At 56.7% G+C, this 15,732-nt stretch carries 19 protein-coding genes, 1 tRNA gene and 1 riboswitch; of the genes, 9 read left to right on the top strand and 11 right to left on the bottom strand.

The genetic code is table 11. The features are described from left to right. Nucleotides 1-15 precede the first annotated feature (15 nt). From HMPREF9098_RS06375 to HMPREF9098_RS06365, 3 genes are read right to left on the bottom strand one after another with little or no spacing between them, the layout of a single operon-like run. A complete protein-coding gene (locus HMPREF9098_RS06375; protein ID WP_003783053.1) occupies nt 16-858 on the bottom strand; it encodes a CorC family transporter in 843 nt (280 codons plus the stop codon). Between the two features lie 7 nt (nt 859-865). After that, complete coding sequence (gene ybeY, locus HMPREF9098_RS06370) at nt 866-1,369, bottom strand: rRNA maturation RNase YbeY (protein ID WP_003783051.1); 504 nt, start codon at nt 1,367-1,369, stop codon at nt 866-868. A gap of 31 nt (nt 1,370-1,400) precedes the next feature. After that, entirely contained in the window at nt 1,401-2,357 is a 957-nt protein-coding gene (locus HMPREF9098_RS06365; RefSeq protein WP_003783050.1) for a LysR family transcriptional regulator, read from the bottom strand. A 313-nt stretch (nt 2,358-2,670) separates the two neighbouring features. Here HMPREF9098_RS06365 and HMPREF9098_RS06360 point away from each other — a divergent pair, with 313 nt between their 5' ends. From HMPREF9098_RS06360 to HMPREF9098_RS06325, 7 genes are all read left to right on the top strand, one after another. After that, nucleotides 2,671-2,898, top strand: coding sequence for a hypothetical protein (locus tag HMPREF9098_RS06360; protein ID WP_003783047.1), 228 nt, complete (start codon nt 2,671-2,673; stop codon nt 2,896-2,898). Between the two features lie 123 nt (nt 2,899-3,021). Next, nucleotides 3,022-3,456, top strand: coding sequence for a type II 3-dehydroquinate dehydratase (gene aroQ / locus HMPREF9098_RS06355; protein WP_003783046.1), 435 nt, complete (start codon nt 3,022-3,024; stop codon nt 3,454-3,456). Nucleotides 3,457-3,541: 85 nt separating this feature from the next. After that, on the top strand, nt 3,542-4,276 hold the full coding sequence (locus HMPREF9098_RS06350; protein WP_003783045.1) for a tetratricopeptide repeat protein: 735 nt from the start codon (nt 3,542-3,544) through the stop codon (nt 4,274-4,276). An 88-nt stretch (nt 4,277-4,364) separates the two neighbouring features. Continuing rightward, complete coding sequence (locus HMPREF9098_RS06345) at nt 4,365-4,991, top strand: Maf family protein (RefSeq protein ID WP_003783044.1); 627 nt, start codon at nt 4,365-4,367, stop codon at nt 4,989-4,991. Between the two features lie 280 nt (nt 4,992-5,271). Continuing rightward, nucleotides 5,272-5,610, top strand: a complete 339-nt coding sequence (locus HMPREF9098_RS06335) for an EF-hand domain-containing protein (RefSeq protein WP_003783043.1) — start codon at nt 5,272-5,274, stop codon at nt 5,608-5,610. Nucleotides 5,611-5,638: 28 nt separating this feature from the next. Next, nucleotides 5,639-5,905, top strand: a complete 267-nt coding sequence (locus HMPREF9098_RS06330; RefSeq protein ID WP_003783042.1) for a hypothetical protein — start codon at nt 5,639-5,641, stop codon at nt 5,903-5,905. 176 nt (nt 5,906-6,081) lie between these two features. Beyond that, nucleotides 6,082-6,861 (top strand): hypothetical protein, encoded by a 780-nt coding sequence (locus HMPREF9098_RS06325; RefSeq protein ID WP_003783041.1) that lies wholly within the window; start codon nt 6,082-6,084, stop codon nt 6,859-6,861. 69 nt (nt 6,862-6,930) lie between these two features. Here HMPREF9098_RS06325 and HMPREF9098_RS06320 read toward each other — a convergent pair whose 3' ends face one another. Both HMPREF9098_RS06320 and HMPREF9098_RS06315 read right to left on the bottom strand, forming a co-directional pair. Next, nucleotides 6,931-7,392, bottom strand: a complete 462-nt coding sequence (locus HMPREF9098_RS06320; RefSeq protein WP_003783039.1) for a hypothetical protein — start codon at nt 7,390-7,392, stop codon at nt 6,931-6,933. 234 nt (nt 7,393-7,626) lie between these two features. Further along, complete coding sequence (locus tag HMPREF9098_RS06315) at nt 7,627-8,634, bottom strand: thiamine ABC transporter substrate-binding protein (protein ID WP_003783035.1); 1,008 nt, start codon at nt 8,632-8,634, stop codon at nt 7,627-7,629. A 76-nt stretch (nt 8,635-8,710) separates the two neighbouring features. Beyond that, a riboswitch (TPP riboswitch) is annotated at nt 8,711-8,806 on the bottom strand. A gap of 136 nt (nt 8,807-8,942) precedes the next feature. Here HMPREF9098_RS06315 and HMPREF9098_RS06310 point away from each other — a divergent pair. Further along, nucleotides 8,943-9,018, top strand: a tRNA-Lys gene (locus tag HMPREF9098_RS06310). 113 nt (nt 9,019-9,131) lie between these two features. Here HMPREF9098_RS06310 and HMPREF9098_RS06305 read toward each other — a convergent pair. The 3 genes from HMPREF9098_RS06305 to HMPREF9098_RS06295 all read right to left on the bottom strand — a co-directional run bounded on the left by HMPREF9098_RS06305 (nt 9,132) and on the right by HMPREF9098_RS06295 (nt 12,782). Beyond that, nucleotides 9,132-9,635: a phosphatidylglycerophosphatase A family protein gene (locus tag HMPREF9098_RS06305; RefSeq protein ID WP_003783033.1), complete on the bottom strand. Its 504-nt coding sequence runs from the start codon at nt 9,633-9,635 to the stop codon at nt 9,132-9,134. Beyond that, on the bottom strand, nt 9,632-10,837 hold the full coding sequence (locus tag HMPREF9098_RS06300; RefSeq protein ID WP_040564797.1) for an amino acid aminotransferase: 1,206 nt from the start codon (nt 10,835-10,837) through the stop codon (nt 9,632-9,634). Before HMPREF9098_RS06300 ends, HMPREF9098_RS06305 begins: the two co-directional genes overlap by 4 nt. 154 nt (nt 10,838-10,991) lie before the next feature. Further along, nucleotides 10,992-12,782 carry an aminopeptidase P family protein gene (locus HMPREF9098_RS06295; RefSeq protein ID WP_040564321.1) on the bottom strand — a complete coding sequence of 597 codons (1,791 nt, stop codon included), beginning with the start codon at nt 12,780-12,782 and terminating at the stop codon, nt 10,992-10,994. 143 nt (nt 12,783-12,925) lie between these two features. On the opposite strand from HMPREF9098_RS06295, the gene HMPREF9098_RS06290 reads away from it, so the two are divergent. Then, nucleotides 12,926-13,744, top strand: a complete 819-nt coding sequence (locus HMPREF9098_RS06290; protein ID WP_003783026.1) for a symmetrical bis(5'-nucleosyl)-tetraphosphatase — start codon at nt 12,926-12,928, stop codon at nt 13,742-13,744. Nucleotides 13,745-13,835: 91 nt separating this feature from the next. Here the strand turns inward: HMPREF9098_RS06290 and HMPREF9098_RS06285 are convergent, their stop codons facing one another. The 3 genes from HMPREF9098_RS06285 to HMPREF9098_RS06275 form a co-directional block, all read right to left on the bottom strand. After that, a complete protein-coding gene (locus HMPREF9098_RS06285) occupies nt 13,836-14,288 on the bottom strand; it encodes a hypothetical protein (protein WP_232617986.1) in 453 nt (150 codons plus the stop codon). A gap of 123 nt (nt 14,289-14,411) precedes the next feature. Continuing rightward, entirely contained in the window at nt 14,412-14,978 is a 567-nt protein-coding gene (locus HMPREF9098_RS06280; protein ID WP_003783021.1) for a biotin transporter BioY, read from the bottom strand. Between the two features lie 329 nt (nt 14,979-15,307). Further along, the gene (locus tag HMPREF9098_RS06275) at nt 15,308-15,700 is read right to left on the bottom strand and encodes a hypothetical protein (RefSeq protein ID WP_040564320.1); all 393 of its coding nucleotides are present in this window, start codon (nt 15,698-15,700) and stop codon (nt 15,308-15,310) included. Between the last annotated feature and the right edge of the window lie 32 nt (nt 15,701-15,732).

Raw genomic sequence — 15,732 nt, 5'->3', positions numbered from 1 at the left:
TTTTGCCTTGCGGATTTAGGATTCTGCGGTTTCGGCGGGTGCTTTGACGCGCGTTACCATCAAGGTGTGCAGGCGGCGGTTGTCGGCGCGGGCAACGTTGAACAGCAAATCGCCCAGTTGCACTTTTTCGCCGCGCACGGGCAGGTGCCCCAGTTCGTGGATAATCAGCCCGCCAATGGTATCGGCTTCATCGCTGCTGTATTGCGTGCCGAAATATTGGTTGATGTCGTCGATTTCGGTTTTGGCGTGTACGCGCCAGCGTTCGGAGGATACGGGCGAAATATAGTTTTCTTCTTCGTCGAATTCGTCCTCAATTTTGCCGACGATTTCTTCGATCAGGTCTTCAAACGTGACCAATCCTGAAATACCGCCGTATTCGTCCACCACAATCGCCATGTGGTTGTGCTGCTCCTGAAATTCTTTCAGCAGCGTGTTGAGCGGCTTGCTTTCGGGCACGAACACGGCGGGGCGGATGATGTTGTCCAGCTTAAACTGCTCCGGATTCAGCGTGAATTTGAGCAGGTCTTTGGCGTGTAGAATGCCGATAATGTGGTCTTTGTCGTCGGCGATGACGGGAAAGCGCGAATGGGCGGTGTCCACGGCATAGGCGATAATGCGTTCTATGCTGTCGGTGGTTTTAAGCACGTCCATTTGGGCGCGGCTAATCATGGCATCGCGAACGTGCATTTGGTTGAAATTCAAAACGTTTTCCACGCGCGACAAAGTATCTTGGTCGATAATGCCTTGGGTGTGCGATTGTTGCAGCAGGGCGCGCAATGCGTCCATGTCTTGCAGAATGTTGCTTGAAAATTTTTGCCGTAGGCGGGCGAAGAGACTGGGTGGGTTGTCTGTGGTCATTGCGGATTCAGTATGGGTTGGGGATATTGAGCTGGCGGAGCAGTTCGATTTCTAGGGCTTCCATTTGGTCGGCATCTTCGTCTTCGATATGGTCGAAGCCCATCAGGTGCAACGTGCCGTGAATCACCAGATGGGCGAAATGGTGGTGCAGCGGTTTGCCTTGTTCTGCCGCTTCTCTGGCAACGACTTGGGGGCAGATGATGAGGTCGCCGTATAGCGTGTCCTGCGTGTCGGCGAACATGGATTCGCCTTCGTTGAGCGCGAAACTGAGCACGTTGGTGGCGTAGTCTTTGCCGCGATAATCGCGATTGTAGGCGCGGGCTTCTTCTTCATCAAGCAGCACGAGCGACAATTCGGCGCGGCGGTAGTGGGATTTCAGTGCGTGCCAAATCCAGCGGTAAAACTGTTTTTCATCGGGCAGGCCGTCGGCGCTGCTGCGGTTTTGGTAATCCAGCGAGAAACGTTGCCGCTGAATGGCTAAAAAGGGGAAGTGTTTGGTGTGTTTTTTCATGTTAAAAGCAGCCTGCACTTTGGTTGGGTGGTTATGGGGACGGGGTTTCGCCCAGTTCGTTCTGCAGATGCAGCGCGCTTAATCCGGGCAATGTGGCAAAGCCTTCGTTGCGGACGATATTGCAGAAATCGGTTAAATACGCACGTTCGGCATCTTCGGCACGCAGCGCGGCATACAGTTCGCTTTGCAGCGGCGTGTCGGTGAGCGTGCGCGCCACGACGTATTGTTTTTCGACATACGGCATGACCGACCAATAAGGCAGGGCGGCAATCCCGCGTTTGCTGGCCACCAGTTGCACAATGGCAATCGTCAGCTCGCTGTGGCGGCGCGTGGGGTTGATGCCGCGCGGCAGCAGGACTTTGCGCAACAAATCGAGCATATCGTCCGGTACGGGATAGCTAATCAGCGTTTCATCGCGGAAATCTTCCGCCTGCCACACGTCTTTTTGCGCCAACGGATGGTCAGGCGCGCAAATACCCACCATTTCATACGCAAACAGCGGCTGGTACACAATGCCTGCCTGCGGCACGGCTTCCGACACGATGGCGATATCCGCGCGGTGGGTGAGCAGCAGGCTGACCGGATCGGCTTGGAAACCGGACACGATGTCCAGTTCCACCTGCGGCCATTGCGGACGGAACACGCCCATGGCCGGCATCAGCCAATCGAAGCAGGTGTGGCATTCCACCGCCAAACGGAGCTGGCCCGCATCACCGTGGATAATCTGCATCAGGTCGCGTTCTGCCGAAGCCACGCGGGGCAGCAGTTCGCGCCCCAGTTTGAGCAGGCGTTCGCCGGCAGGCGTGAAGCGCAGCGGTGTGGATTTGCGTTCAAACAGCAGCGTGCCGAAATGGTTTTCCAGCACGCGGATTTGGTGCGACAGAGCAGACTGCGTTAAAAACACGCGCTGCGCCGCCAAAGACACGCTGCCGGTTTCTTCCAAGGCCAGCAGCGTGCGCAAGTGGCGTAGTTCGATAATGCTTTCCATAAAGATTCGGGCAATGAATAATGTCTGCCAACTATAAAATAATTCATGTTGAAAGGAAAGGGGCAGCCTGCACTTCTTTGCCGAATTGTGTATTTTGTCGCTTTGCTACGTTATTGTTTTCTATTTTGCAATATTTAAAGCAGATAATGTTTTATTTTTTCCTAAAAAGAAATTTAATTTTGCTTAAATGGGGTTGGATTTCCGCGATAGGCGGCGATAGAATGCATTCACGTTCTGCAAAACATTATCGATTCAATCTATTTTTGAACGGTTTTGCATTCTTGATAACTTTTGAATAATGTAAGGAAATAACATGAAAAAATTAGCAGTATTGGCATTGGCTTCCGTATTGAGCGTTTCTGCATATGCACAGGACAACGATAACTTTGTCCGCCAGCAGCCTTCGCACGGCGAAATCCCTAACCTGCAACTGGTGGGCAGCGAGCGCATCCAAAGCAAAAACCAAGACCCTGTGGTGTATTTGTATGTGGGCGAGAAAGTATCTGCCCAGTTGCCGGAAGTGCGCTACACAAACCATTAAGATTTTCAGCCTGTCTCCAAAAGCAGCCTGCACATTCGATTTTGAAGTGCAGGCTGCTTTTTTGCGGCCAGCGCGCGCGTTTCGCGTTACAATCGTTTTATTTCGAACGGATGGGACAGAACAATGAATATTTTGGTTATCAACGGCCCGAACCTGAACTTGCTGGGTTTGCGTGAGCCGCATATTTACGGCGCGGAAACGCTCTCGGACGTGGAGGCAAAGCTGGGCGCGCTGGCGGCAGATTTGGGCGTGCGGTTGAGCTGTTTTCAGAGCAATCACGAAGGCGCGCTGGTAGACAAGATTCAGGCATCGCGCGGCACGGTCGATTGGATAATCATCAATGCGGGTGCATACACGCACACCAGCGTGGCCATCCGCGATGCTTTGGCCGGCGTGGGGATTCCGTTTGTGGAAGTGCATATTTCCAATGTGTATGCGCGCGAGGATTTCCGCCACCATTCTTATCTGTCGGACAAGGCGGCCGGCGTGGTGGCGGGGCTGGGAACGTTCGGCTATGAAGCGGCAATACAGTTTGCCGTGCGGCAGGGCAAACGGTGAAACGGAAGAAAAATCAAAGTGCAGGCTGATTTCGGGTAGGGAAAATGCTGCACAATACGGATAGGCACAAAAAGAAAGAAATCGAATGAATCTTGACCAAGTTTATTTGGACACCCTGCACGAATATCTGTATTGCCACCGCATGTTGTCCGAATACAGCCGATATTGTTACCGCGTTTACCGCAAAATCGTACGCAGCCATCCGCACGACCACCGCGCGTGGGACGGTTTGGGGCAGTGCTGCCAATACGGCTACGGCACCGCGCCCAATCTGCGCCGTGCCAAAAAATACTACAAAAAAGCCGCCAAGCTGGGCAACGCCGAAGCGCAGCAGTCACTCGGCTGGCTGTATGAATCGGCTGCCGAACCCGATTACCGCCGCGCCCGAAAATGGTACGCCCGCGCCGCCGCGCAATGCCGCAGGGATGCGACGTTTGCCATCGTTCGTCTGGGCAGCTTGTACGAACACGGATTGGGCGGCAAAAAAGATGTGCAGGCTGCTTTGAAATATTACCGCCGCGCCGCCAAGCTGGGCGATGCCGATGCCCAAAACGCCATCGGGTTTCTGTATGACACGGGGCGCGGCGTGCGCCAGAGTTACAAGCGCGCCCTGAAATGGTATGCCCGTGCCGCCACCGGCAGCTTCCACCCCGAAGCCTGCAACAACATCGGCAACCTTTACCACAACGGCTTGGGCGTGAAACGCGATGTCAAGCGCGCCAAACATTGGTACAAACTCGCCGTGCGTTTGGGCGACGAAATGGCGGAGCGCAATTTGGCGCTGCTGCAAAACGAAGTGCAGGCTGCTTTCGGGCGATGAAACACACCGCAGGCACACACCTTTGGCAGAATTTTGACCGTAGTCTCATAAATACATAGGTGATTCAGAAAACGTTTTTTATTGAAAGGTGCGCTATGGACTGGTCTCAGATTCTCATCAACTGCTTTATCTCGCGTCCGCCAGCCCGCGCCGCCGCGAAATCCTGCAAAATCTCGGCTACCGTATCGAACGCATTGCCGCCGATATAGATGAAACCCCGTTGCCGCAAGAAGATGCCGCAGAGTATGAGCAACGGTTGGCCGCCGAAAAAAACACCGCCGCGCTTGCCGTTTGGCAGGCGGCGGGCAAACCCGAACCCGCCGCCCCCGTCATTGCTGCCGACACCACCGTCGCGCTGGACGGCAAGATACTGGGCAAGCCCGAATCGCCCGAACATGCGCGCGAAATGCTGCTCGCCCTTTCCGGCCGCAGCCATCAGGTGTATACCGCCGTCTGCCTGCACTACCAAGGACGCATCTTTCATGCACTGAATACCAACCACGTTACCTTCAAACCGCTGACCGAAGCCGAAACCGCCGCCTACATCCGCAGCCGCGAACCGCTGGACAAGGCGGGCGCATACGGCATACAGGGTTTGGGCGGCATTTTCGTGCGCGAACTGTCGGGTAGTTTCACCGGCGTGATGGGCCTGCCCGCATATGAAACCTGCGAACTGCTGCGGCAGGCGGGTTATGCCGTGCCGCCGTTTGCCTGAAGCCGGACGGCGTAACGGCCGCTTGTTGAGAAACCGCGGATTTTGCGGGTAAAATAACGAAGGAGGCCGTCTGAAGGCAAAGCCTCGGCAGGGTATGGCAAATTGGAATAAGAAATACCCGCACGGCCATTCCCGCCCGGGGTAGAAAACGCTTTGCGTAAGCCAATATCGATATGGACGGTTTTCATTTGAATTGACTATAAAAAACCTGCACCTGTTTTTCAGACGGCCTTTTCAGACGGCCTCAAGCAGTGCCGGACACCATTCGGAAGAAAAGATAATGAAAAAAACCTTATTATTTGTTTTTGCACTGTGTTGCAGTGCCGCCCCCTCCTATGCGCTGGACGTAGCAGACCCTTCGGAAATCTTCATCAGAGAGGCCGATAAAAACCACGACAATAAAGTCAGCCTGAGAGAATTTCTGGCCATCGGCAGGGTGCCTGAGGGGTTGGCTGTATCTTTTCCCATTACCCGCGAAAGTTTCCGCAGGCTTGATACCGACCGAAACGGCTACCTGAATAAGCGCGATCAAATGGAAGGCATCCGTTACTCGGCAAAGGCGCAGTGCCATATTGAAAATTGGGGCGACGCGAAACGGCAAGACGCCTGCCCGAAATAATGCCGTGGCCGTCTGATGCATTATTTGGGTGATTGGCGTTGTAGTTTTCTTTGCCGGGCTGTATGCCGTTATCGTTATCCCGATGGCGCTGATTGTGCTTGTCGTTGGTGCAGTTTGGCGTTTTTTCCGCTTATTTCTACCGTTTTTACCTGATTTCTGGGCAGCCGCCGCCAAATCGGCAGAACTGCGCAAAAAAGGTTTTGATTGGGGCGAGAAAACCGAAGCGGACAAGCACCGCGAGCTGGTGGAACACATACGCATCCAGCACATGAACGAAGAAAAAAACCGAAGATAGGCAAAGCCTGCCCCGAAAAAATCAGGGCGGGCTTTGTTTGTCGATTTCATCAATAAATGATGATACAAAAGAAGATTTATTCATCAATAATGTTTGACTGATGTGCCGCAAGCCCTGTTTGCAAGCAGGGAATGAATTTTAACCGACCATCCATCGCCCGTTTGAAAGGACCACGCATGAACTTCCGCCTTCTCCCCATCCTTCTCCTGCTGGCCGCCTGCCACCAACAGCAGGCCGCCCAACCGCCTGCCGCTTCCCAAGCGCAAAAGCAGCCTGCACCCGCCGCTTCCGCAGCATCTGCCACCGATGACGCTTCCGCCGAAGCGAAGCCGCTTTCGGATACGCAAATCCGCAAACAGGCAGCAGAACAAGTCCTACAATATGCCCAACTCCGCCATTGCGGCAATGCTGATTTAGCGCAAACTGATAAAGCGGGCTGGGACGAAACCGATAAAATCAATCCGGCCGATGCCGCCATCATTCTGAACACAAGCAAATCCGACGTTGAACAGAATACCATTGTGGCCGTGTTGTACCGTTCCGATGTTATCGCTGCCGATGCCTCATGGCCCGACAAACCGGGTGATTGGAGTTTTGTCGCGTGCAGTGCAGGTTCCGGCACCAGCAGCTATTACCTGCAACTGGCGGGCTATAATACGTCCGTCGGCGCGGGCAGCGGTGTGAGCGACACCAATTTGTTTGATTTGATTGATAAGGCCAATACTGCCGCCGCACGCCGGCACGCAAAAGACCCGAAAGGCAACCCGTATTTCATCAACACGCGCTTTATTGAAAGTGTGAAAAAACAGGGTGACAATCTGGAAATCGTGTCGCTCCAACACGCCGGCGATGACTTCAATAATTTCCCTTCCGCGCGCTGGAAATACACCGTGCATCTGTTTGATTTGAAAATCACATCGTCCGAATATTTGGGCGAAGTCCATAACGATGAATGACGGCGATGCGAAAGCAGCCTGCACTTCGGTTTCCAAAGTGCAGGCTGCTTTTTGCAGTGTCGATGACGGCTAATCTGCCGGTGTTTCCAACACTTCCCATTCATACTCCGCTTCGTGGATGTCCAGCGCGTAGCCGTTTTCCAGATACAGCGCGAAATCGCCGTGCTGCTCAAACCAGCCGCTCAAAGCAGCCTGCAAGGAAGGCAGCGAAACGCGCGCCCAAAACACAAAGCCGTTTTCCCGCAGGCTTATCCAAGTCGTGTCGGCGTGCAAGGTGAGAATGCGCCGCACCGTTTCGGCACGGGCGGCTTGGTGTTGGGCTTGGCGGAATGCGCGGTCCATTTCGCCGTTTTGGTGAAACGGAAAGCGGGCGGCGGCCGGGCGCTCGATGCGGTAAATGCCGCTGTTTACAAACCGTTGGGCAATGTCGCCGTCTGTGGATTGGATGTCGCCAATGTTCAGGAAGGCGTAACGCTGCCGCAGGCGGGTTTGCGCGTTGCGCTGTTGGTGTTGGGCGATTTTTGGGTTCATGGCTGTCGTTGCGGCAGGCGGCAAATGGTATCGGCCGAACGTTCGGCTTTCTATTTTCAGGCGGCTTTGCAAAACGCCTGCCGCCCGAAAGGGAAAATGCAGCCTGCACTTTTTATAGTGAATTAAAATCGCAATGATACGGCGTTGGCTCGCCTTGACGTACTACTTGTACGCCTTGCGGCTCGCCGCCTTGTCTCATTTTTATTTTAATCCACTATAATGGCAATGACCGCGTTATTTCAACACCGTCCGCGTCCAACGCGCCACCCAGTCTTTTTGTTTCTGCGCCACTTGTGCGGGCGGCAGCAGGGAAGGGCGTTGCGGCACGGTGGAATGGCGCATCATCGGGTCGGACGGCGTGCCTTGCACCGCAGGATATACCCACATGGCGCGGAAGATGGCCTTTTGCACCACGGCGCTTTGCAGGTGTTGCACCAGTTTGGCGGCCAGTGCAGGCTGCTTGGCGTGGTTTAGCACCGCCGCGCCTTCAATTTGCAGATAGCTGCCGCCGGGCAGGAACAGCAGCCCCATGTTCGGCTGTGTCAGCTTGCCTTCGCTGTAGAACACTTCCGCCGCCGGGCTGCTGGCATAGCCCACCATCAGCGGCCGCGCGCCACCGTTGAGCGTGAATTCTTTGTAATACGCGTCCGACCAGCCTTGCGTTACCTTCACGCCGTTTTGACGCATTTTCGCCCACCAGGCAAACGCGCCTTCTTCGCCCAAGCCGCGGATGTTCGCCAGCAAAAATGCCAGGCCGGGCGTGGAGGTGGCGGGATTCGGCATCACCAGCAGGTTGCGGTAGGCCGGTTGTGTTAAATCGGCCAGCGTTTTGGGCAGCGGCAGTTTTTTCTCGGCAAACCATTTTTTGTCGTAATTGAGGGTAACGAAGCCGTAGTCCACCGCCAGCGCGTGCGGCAGTTGCACCACCGTGCGCGCCGATGCAGGCTGCCTGGCCGCCAGAATGCCCGCCGCATGCGCTTTGGCCACCGTGTTGTTGTCCAAGCCGTACACCGCGTCGGCCACGCCGCCTTCGTTGCGCGTCAGAATCAGGCGGTTCAGCATGGCGTTGCCGTCGCCCATTTTCAAGATGACCACTTTGGCATCGTTGGCCGATTCGAATGCCGTAATCGTCTCTTTCGGCAAATCATACGAATCATGCACCGCCAAACGCACTTCCGTGGCCGCCAAAGCAGCCTGCACCCAAACGGCCAGCACGCCGGCCAATACAGTTTTCAAACGCATTTCCAATATTCTCCTAATAAAAAAACCGATTCCCCGCTGCCAATCGGCACAGAAAATCGGTTTGTAGATGCGTTTGCACCAAATCGCCCTAGTTTCCTACGCCAGTATTATCTGCAACAGGTTCACGGGTATTATCTCAGCCGCTATTTCAGCAGCACCCCGACTAAAACAAGCGGCCATTTTGGCACAATCGTACGTGTTTTGCAAAATTTAATTGCCATTGAAAACAATCCGATGAAATTTTTTCCGAAAAATTTGAGAACGGGGGTTTGACAGACTTTCTATTTCGCGTATAATGCCAGTCTTTCGGGTCGTTAGCTCAGTCGGTAGAGCAGCGGACTTTTAATCCGTTGGTCGAGCGTTCGAATCGCTCACGACCCACCAGATTCTAGGAGCTTAATCTTTCGGTTAAGCTCCTTTTGTTTTATTTTGCCGCGCGGCAGATGTTCAAAAAGCAGCCTGCACTTTGTTTTGGGAAGTGCAGGCTGCTTTTGCGTTCAGAATATCCAAGTCAGCAGGTAATACGCGGCAATGCTGAACACGGCGGCGATGGCGTCGTCCAGCATCACGCCGAATCCGCCGCTCACTTGGCGGTCGAACCAGCGGATGGGCGGCGGTTTCACGGCATCGAACAGGCGGAACAGGGCGAAGGCGAGCGCCCACGAACCCAAACCTTGCGGCACGCACGCCAAAACGAACAGCATGGCGACGATTTCGTCCCACACGATGCCGCCGTAATCGTGCACGCCCAAATCGCGTTCGGTGCGGTTGCAAATCCAAATGCCGATGAAAAACAGCGGGATGCACCAAAGCGCAAGCGCGAGCCGGCTCATGCCCGAACCGAGCAGCAGCCCGGCAATGAAGACGGCCGGCAGCGTGCCGAAGGTGCCGGGCGCTTTGGGTGCGAGCCCTGTGCCGAAGCCGAAACCGAGCAGGCGCACGGGGCTTTGCCAGAGCCAAGGGAAGGTGGGGGTGAATGCAGGCTGCTTTTTGGCGTTCATGACGGTGTTTCGCTTTCTTGCAGGACGGTGGCAATGGCGCGGGCGACGTATTCGATATTGCGGCTGTTCAGCCCGGCCATGCACAGGCGGCCGGATTTGAGCAGATACACGGCAAATTCATCTTGCAGACGTTGCACTTGGTGTTCGTTCAGGCCGGTGTAGCCGAACATGCCGCGCTGGGTAAGGTAATGGCGGAAATCGTGTTGCGGCAGCCGTTGCGACAGCGCGTCGTGCAGTTGGCGGCGCATGCGTTTGATGCGGTCGCGCATGGCATAGACTTCGTTTTGCCATTGGCGGTGCAGGCTGCTTTCGTTCAGCACGCGCGCGGCAATGTCTGCACCGTGGAAGGGCGGGCTGGAATAAATGCGCCGCACGCCGAATTTCAGCTGGCCCAACACCCGCTCCGCCTGTTCGGCGTTGGGGCAGACGGCGGCCAGAATGCCGACGCGTTCGCTGTATAAAGACATGTTTTTGGAATACGAGCTGCTGACGAAAAACGACAAGCCCATATCGGCGGCTTTGCGCACGGCATAGGCATCGCGGTCGAAATCGTCGCCGAAGCCCTGATAGGCGATGTCCATCAGCGCAATCAGGCGGCGGCTTTGGATGATGTGCAGCACTTCGTCCCACTGTTCGGGCGACAAATCTACGCCGGTGGGGTTGTGGCAACAGGGGTGCAGCAGCACGATGTCGCCGCTGTCCAGCGTGTGCAGGAACTGCGTCAGTTCGGCAAAGCGCACGCCGATGGTGTCGGGGTCGTAATACGGATAAGTGCCGACTTCGATGCCCGCGCCTTCCAAAATGCCGCGGTGGTTGTCCCACGTCGGGTCGCTCACGAAGGCGCGCGACTGCGGATACCAGCGTTTCAGAAAGTCCGCCGCCAGTTTCAGCGCGCCAGAGCCGCCCAGCGTTTGCACGGCGACGGCGCGGTTTTGCTGCAAAACGAGGTGTTCGTTGCCCAGCAGCACGCGCAATGCGGCGGCGCGGAAGGCGGCATGGCCTTCCATTGGCAGATAGGGCTGCGCCTGAACGGGCTGTTGCGTTTGGGCGGCGCGCACGGCTTCGGGCAGCGGCAGGCAGCCTGCATCGTCAAAATAAATGCCGATGCTTAAATTGACTTTGTGTTCGCGCGGGTCGCGGTTGAAGGTTTCGACCAGGCTCAGAATCGGGTCGCCCGCGTAGGCTTGGAGATGTTGGAACATGATGGGTTTCCGGTGGGGTACAAAGGCGGTTTCGGGGTGCAGGCTGCTTTGGAAACGTGCGGCCGATGCGTCTTCAAATGCCGTTGAAGGAAAAGCAGCCTGCACGCGATGCCGTAATGGCGATTGGCAAAGGTGCAGGCTGCTTTTGCCGCGTTTACACGGCTTCGGTGCGTTCGATGAGCCACGCTTTGGCTTCGCCCGACACATGCGGTTCGAGCTGGGCGCGCACTTTGGCGTGGTAATCGTTCAGCCAGCCGCGTTCTTCTTCGGTGAGCAGCGCGGTATCGACCAGCCGCGTGTCAATCGGGCAGAGCGTTACCGTTTCAAAATACAGATATTCGCCGAACGCGGTTTCCTGCGGTGCGACCACTTTTTGGTTCAGCACCAGGTTTTCGATGCGGATGCCCCATTGCTGCGGGCGGTACAAACCCGGTTCGTTTGAAGTGTACATGCCTTCGCGCATGGCGTGGTGCGGCGCGGCGGGCACTTGGTAGGCAATGCGCTGCGGGCCTTCGTGCACGTTCAGGAAATAGCCCACGCCGTGACCCGTGCCGTGGCCGTAATCGCATTGTGCCGCCCACAAAGGTTTGCGGCAGATGGCGTCCAACAGCGGCGACAAAATGCCTTCGGGGAACACGGCGGTGGCCAGCGCGACGTGCGCTTTGAGCACTAGCGTGAAATCGCGTTTTTGCGTGGCGGTGGGCGTGCCAATCGGAATCACGCGCGTGATGTCGGTGGTGCCGGTCAGGTATTGCGCGCCGGAGTCAATCAGCAGCAGGCCTTGCCCTTCGATGGTGCTGCTGCCGTGTTCGGGCGCGCTGTAATGCGGCATCGCGCCGTTGGCGTTGAAGCCGGCAATCGTGCCGAAGCTGGCGGAAATAAAGTGTTCGCGCTGGCTGCGGTGTTGGTACAGGCGCGCGTCGATGTCGTATTCGGTAACGGTTTCGCCGGCTGCCAAATCGCGTTCCAGTTCGGCAAAAAAGCCGCACAGGGCAATGCCGTCCTGCACCATGGCTTGGCGGATGTATTCCTGCTCGGCGGGCGATTTGCAGCCTTTGAAATGCGTGCTGGGGTTCATGTCTTCAATCAGGCGCACTTGTTCGGGCAGGTGTTCCAGCGTGGACAGGGCGACTTTGGCCGGCTCGAGCAGCAGTGGCTGCGTTAATCGGCCCACGGCTTGGGCGGCGGTTTCGTAAGGTGCGGTGCGGATGCCGGCCGCGGTCAAAGCAGCCTGCACTTTGCCGTCGAGTTTGCGTTCGTCCACAAACAGCGTGGTATCGTGTTCGCCAATCAGCAAATGCGCCAGAAATACGGGGTTGAACGGCACGTCGCTGCCGCGCAGGTTGGTGATCCAGGCAATGTCGTCCAACGAGGAAACCAGATGGTGGCTCGCGCCTTTTTCACGCATGACGTTGCGCACGCGCGCCAGTTTGTCCGCCGCGCTTTCGGGGGCGAACGGTGCTTCGTGGACGAACACGGGTTCTTGCGGCAGGGCAGGGCGGCCTTGCCAGATTTTGGCGATAATATCGTCCGCATAATGCAGCGTGATATTCCGTGCGGCAAAAGCAGCCTGCACATGGCGCAGTTCCGCCAGCGAAAGCATATCGCCCGCAATGCCGACGCGCGCGCCGTCGGGCAGGTGTTGCAGCAGCCATTGGACGTGGTTGCCGCCCGTGCCGAGTTTGCCCAATTCGATTTCGCTGCCGGCCAACTGCACCGCTGCCTGTTCCCAATAGCGGCTGTCCGCCCACAGCGCCGCAGCGGTTTTCGTGATGACCAGCGTGCCTGCCGAACCGGTGAAGCCGGAAAGCCACACGCGGCTTTGCCAATGCTCGGGCAGGTATTCCGACAAATGCGGGTCGGCGGTGGGCGCAATCCACGCGTCTAACGAATATTGGTCGAGCTGCGCGCGCAGGGCGTTGAGTTTGTCGGCAACGGTATGCATGATGTGAACCTTTCGCAAGATGGAATTAAAAGAGAAAAAGCAGCCTGCACTTGGCAAGTGCCGTCCGATTGTACGCCACAGTCAGTTTGTCTGGCAAACATGATAAAATCAAAATTTTCGCAGCAACACACAAGAGGTAAGGCATGGCGCATTATGCCATCGGCGATTTGCAGGGCTGTTACGACGAACTGGAAGCCCTGTTGGCCAAAATCGCCTTCAACCACGGCACGGACACCTTATGGCTGGTGGGCGATATCGTGAACCGCGGGCCGCAGTCGCTGGCGTGCCTGCAATTCTGCCGCCGCCACGAAGACAGCGTGCAAATCGTATTGGGCAATCACGATTTGCATTTGCTGGCATTGCTATACGGCGAGGGCAAAATGAAGCGGCGCGACACGCTGGACGACATCGTGAAGCATCCGCATGCCAAGCGTTACCGCGACTGGCTGCGCTGCCAGCCCCTGATGCGGCACACTGGCACGCACGTTCTGGTGCACGCGGGGCTGCTGCCCGAATGGACGGTGGCGCAGGCGCAGGCTTATGCCGACGAAGTGGCGGACACCTTGCAAGGCGGCCATGCCCACCATTATTTCAAGCACATGTACGGCAACGAGCCGCAGTTCTGGTCGCCCGAATTGAGCGGCCAAGACCGCCTGCGCTACATCACCAACGTGCTGACCCGAATGCGCACGCTCAACGCAGACGGCAGCCTGAACTACGAATACAGCGCCACTTATGCCGACATTCCGCTTGGGCAATATGCATGGTTCGATGCGGCGGACAGGTGGAATTTAAGCCACGAAATCGTGTTCGGGCATTGGTCCGCGCTGGGGCTGCACCGTGCCAAAGGCGTGTGCGGCATCGACACGGGCGCGCTGTGGGGCGGCCGGCTCACGGCGTTGAACTTGGCTACGAACGAAATTGTGCAGCAGGAGAGTTTTCAGGAGAAGGCGGTGCATTAGGCCGCTGCGGACGAAAGATAATGTGCAGGCTGCTTTTGGGACGGGTTTTCATTAGAAATTCCGACCGATGGCAGCCTGCACTTGTTTAGGTTTAGGCGTAAACGTAACACACCGTTTGCGCTTTATTTTTGCCGTGAATATGCACCGTCAGGTGGACGGTGTGCCCGTCGCAAGAGAGTTCGGCGCGGTAGCAGTCGGGCGCGCACAGGTATTCGCTTTGCGGCCGCCAGCCCGATTCGGTCGGTTCGAAGCAGAACAGCGGTTCGTATGTGCCGTTGCGCAGGCGGCAGAAGGTCAGCGCGGTGTCGCCGAATTGCCAGCGTTTGCTATCGAAGGCGCGTTTGCCGCCGCACAGCAGCGTTTCGGCAAAATCAATGCAGCCGCCTTGTTCGAAAACGCGCACGCTGCCTTCGCCTTCGGTGTGCAGGCTGCTTTTTTCGTACACGGCAAGCCGCACGGTGCGGATGCGGCGCAAAACGGCGTGTATTCGGGCAAGTTTGGTGCATGCGGAGTCGGTCGTCATGGCGCGGCGGGAGCGGGTCAAGTATCCGGAGTGGATGAAAATCAAAATGGGGCAGGGCGGGCCGACGCTGCATGATTGCGATTTCGTCCGCCAAAAAAGCAGCCTGCACTTGGAACACAAAGGTGCAGGCTGCTTTTGCCGTGTTTACAGTTTTTGGAAGAAGCGGTAGGCCGGCATGACCAAGAAGCAGGCCAGGCACGCTTTGGCGATGTCGAAGGCCAGATAAGTCGTGAAGCCTTTGTAGATGAGTTCGTTGGCCGGCACGAACAGCGACAGTTGCGCCATGCCGAAAGCATACAGCACGGCAACGCCTGCCAGCGCCGCCGCCACGCTTTTCACGGCGGATTGCAGCGCGCCTTTGTCGGTGGCCCAGCCCAAAATGCCGGCCATGGCGATGTAGCCGAACAGATAGCCGCCGGACGGGCCCATCAGCACGGACAGGCCGGAGCGGCCGTTGGCGAAGACGGGCAATCCCGCCACGCCTTCCAAAACATACAGTGTCAGCGCGGCAATGGCGGCGTTGCGGCCCAGCGCGAAACCCATCACCATCACGCCCAGCGAGCCGGCGGAAATGGCCACGCCCCAAGGCTGCGGAATCGCCAGTTGCGCCAACAGGGCAACCACGTTGGCGCCGATGACGGTTTTCAGGAGGAAGGCGGCGGTTTGGTTGCGCTGCGCCCATTGTTTGCTTGCGGATAAGGTGGTGTGCATGGTGTTGCTTTCCTTTGTTTATAGTCGATTAAAATTGCAATGATACGGCGTTGGCTCGCCTTGACGTACTACCTGTACGCCTTGCGGCTCGCCGCCTTGTCTCATTTTTATTTTAATCGACTATAGAGTGAAAGGCCTATATTATGTTGGAGCGTGTGCCGAATGGCAAGGTTGGCCGTGACAGATTTTGATAATTTATTGGATATTCAATATGTTAGAAAGTGCAGGCTGCTTTTGAAGCGGTAATTCATGTTCAAAAGCAGCGCCAAGGATATATACATCGGTTGGTTGAATTGGGGTTTCGGGCCGATGAAAAGCAGCCTGCACCTTTATTCCCGTCTGCTTGCAAAACGGCGAATCCAGCCCGGCACCAGCATATAAGCCGCCACCGCCAGCGGCAGCCCCAGCCAAAGCGGAACCAGCGGCACGTTTTCAGGCAGCCTGTCCTGCAAAAATTTTCCGGCCTGATGATGCACGACAAAGCAGATTTCTGCCACCAGGGCAATGCCCGAATAACGGCGCGGCGGATGGTCGTTGCGCGCGGAATGGATGCCGAGCAGCGGCATGACCAAGGCATTGAGCAGCATGACGTAAACGGCGGCTGCAATCGGCGCGTAAACCAGCGCGGCTTCCCAGCCGTATGCCGTGTAAACCGATATCGGCCATGCGGCGGCCAGCACCACGGCGGCCATGCCTGCCAAACAGGCAAGGTGTCGGTACATGGGATGTTTCCTTGCGTGCAGGCAGCCTGCAC

The organism is Kingella denitrificans ATCC 33394 (assembly GCF_000190695.1).
In the GTDB taxonomy this organism is placed as follows: Bacteria; Pseudomonadota; Gammaproteobacteria; order Burkholderiales; family Neisseriaceae; genus Kingella_A; species Kingella_A denitrificans.
This window is presented reverse-complemented; position numbering and strand designations above follow the sequence as displayed.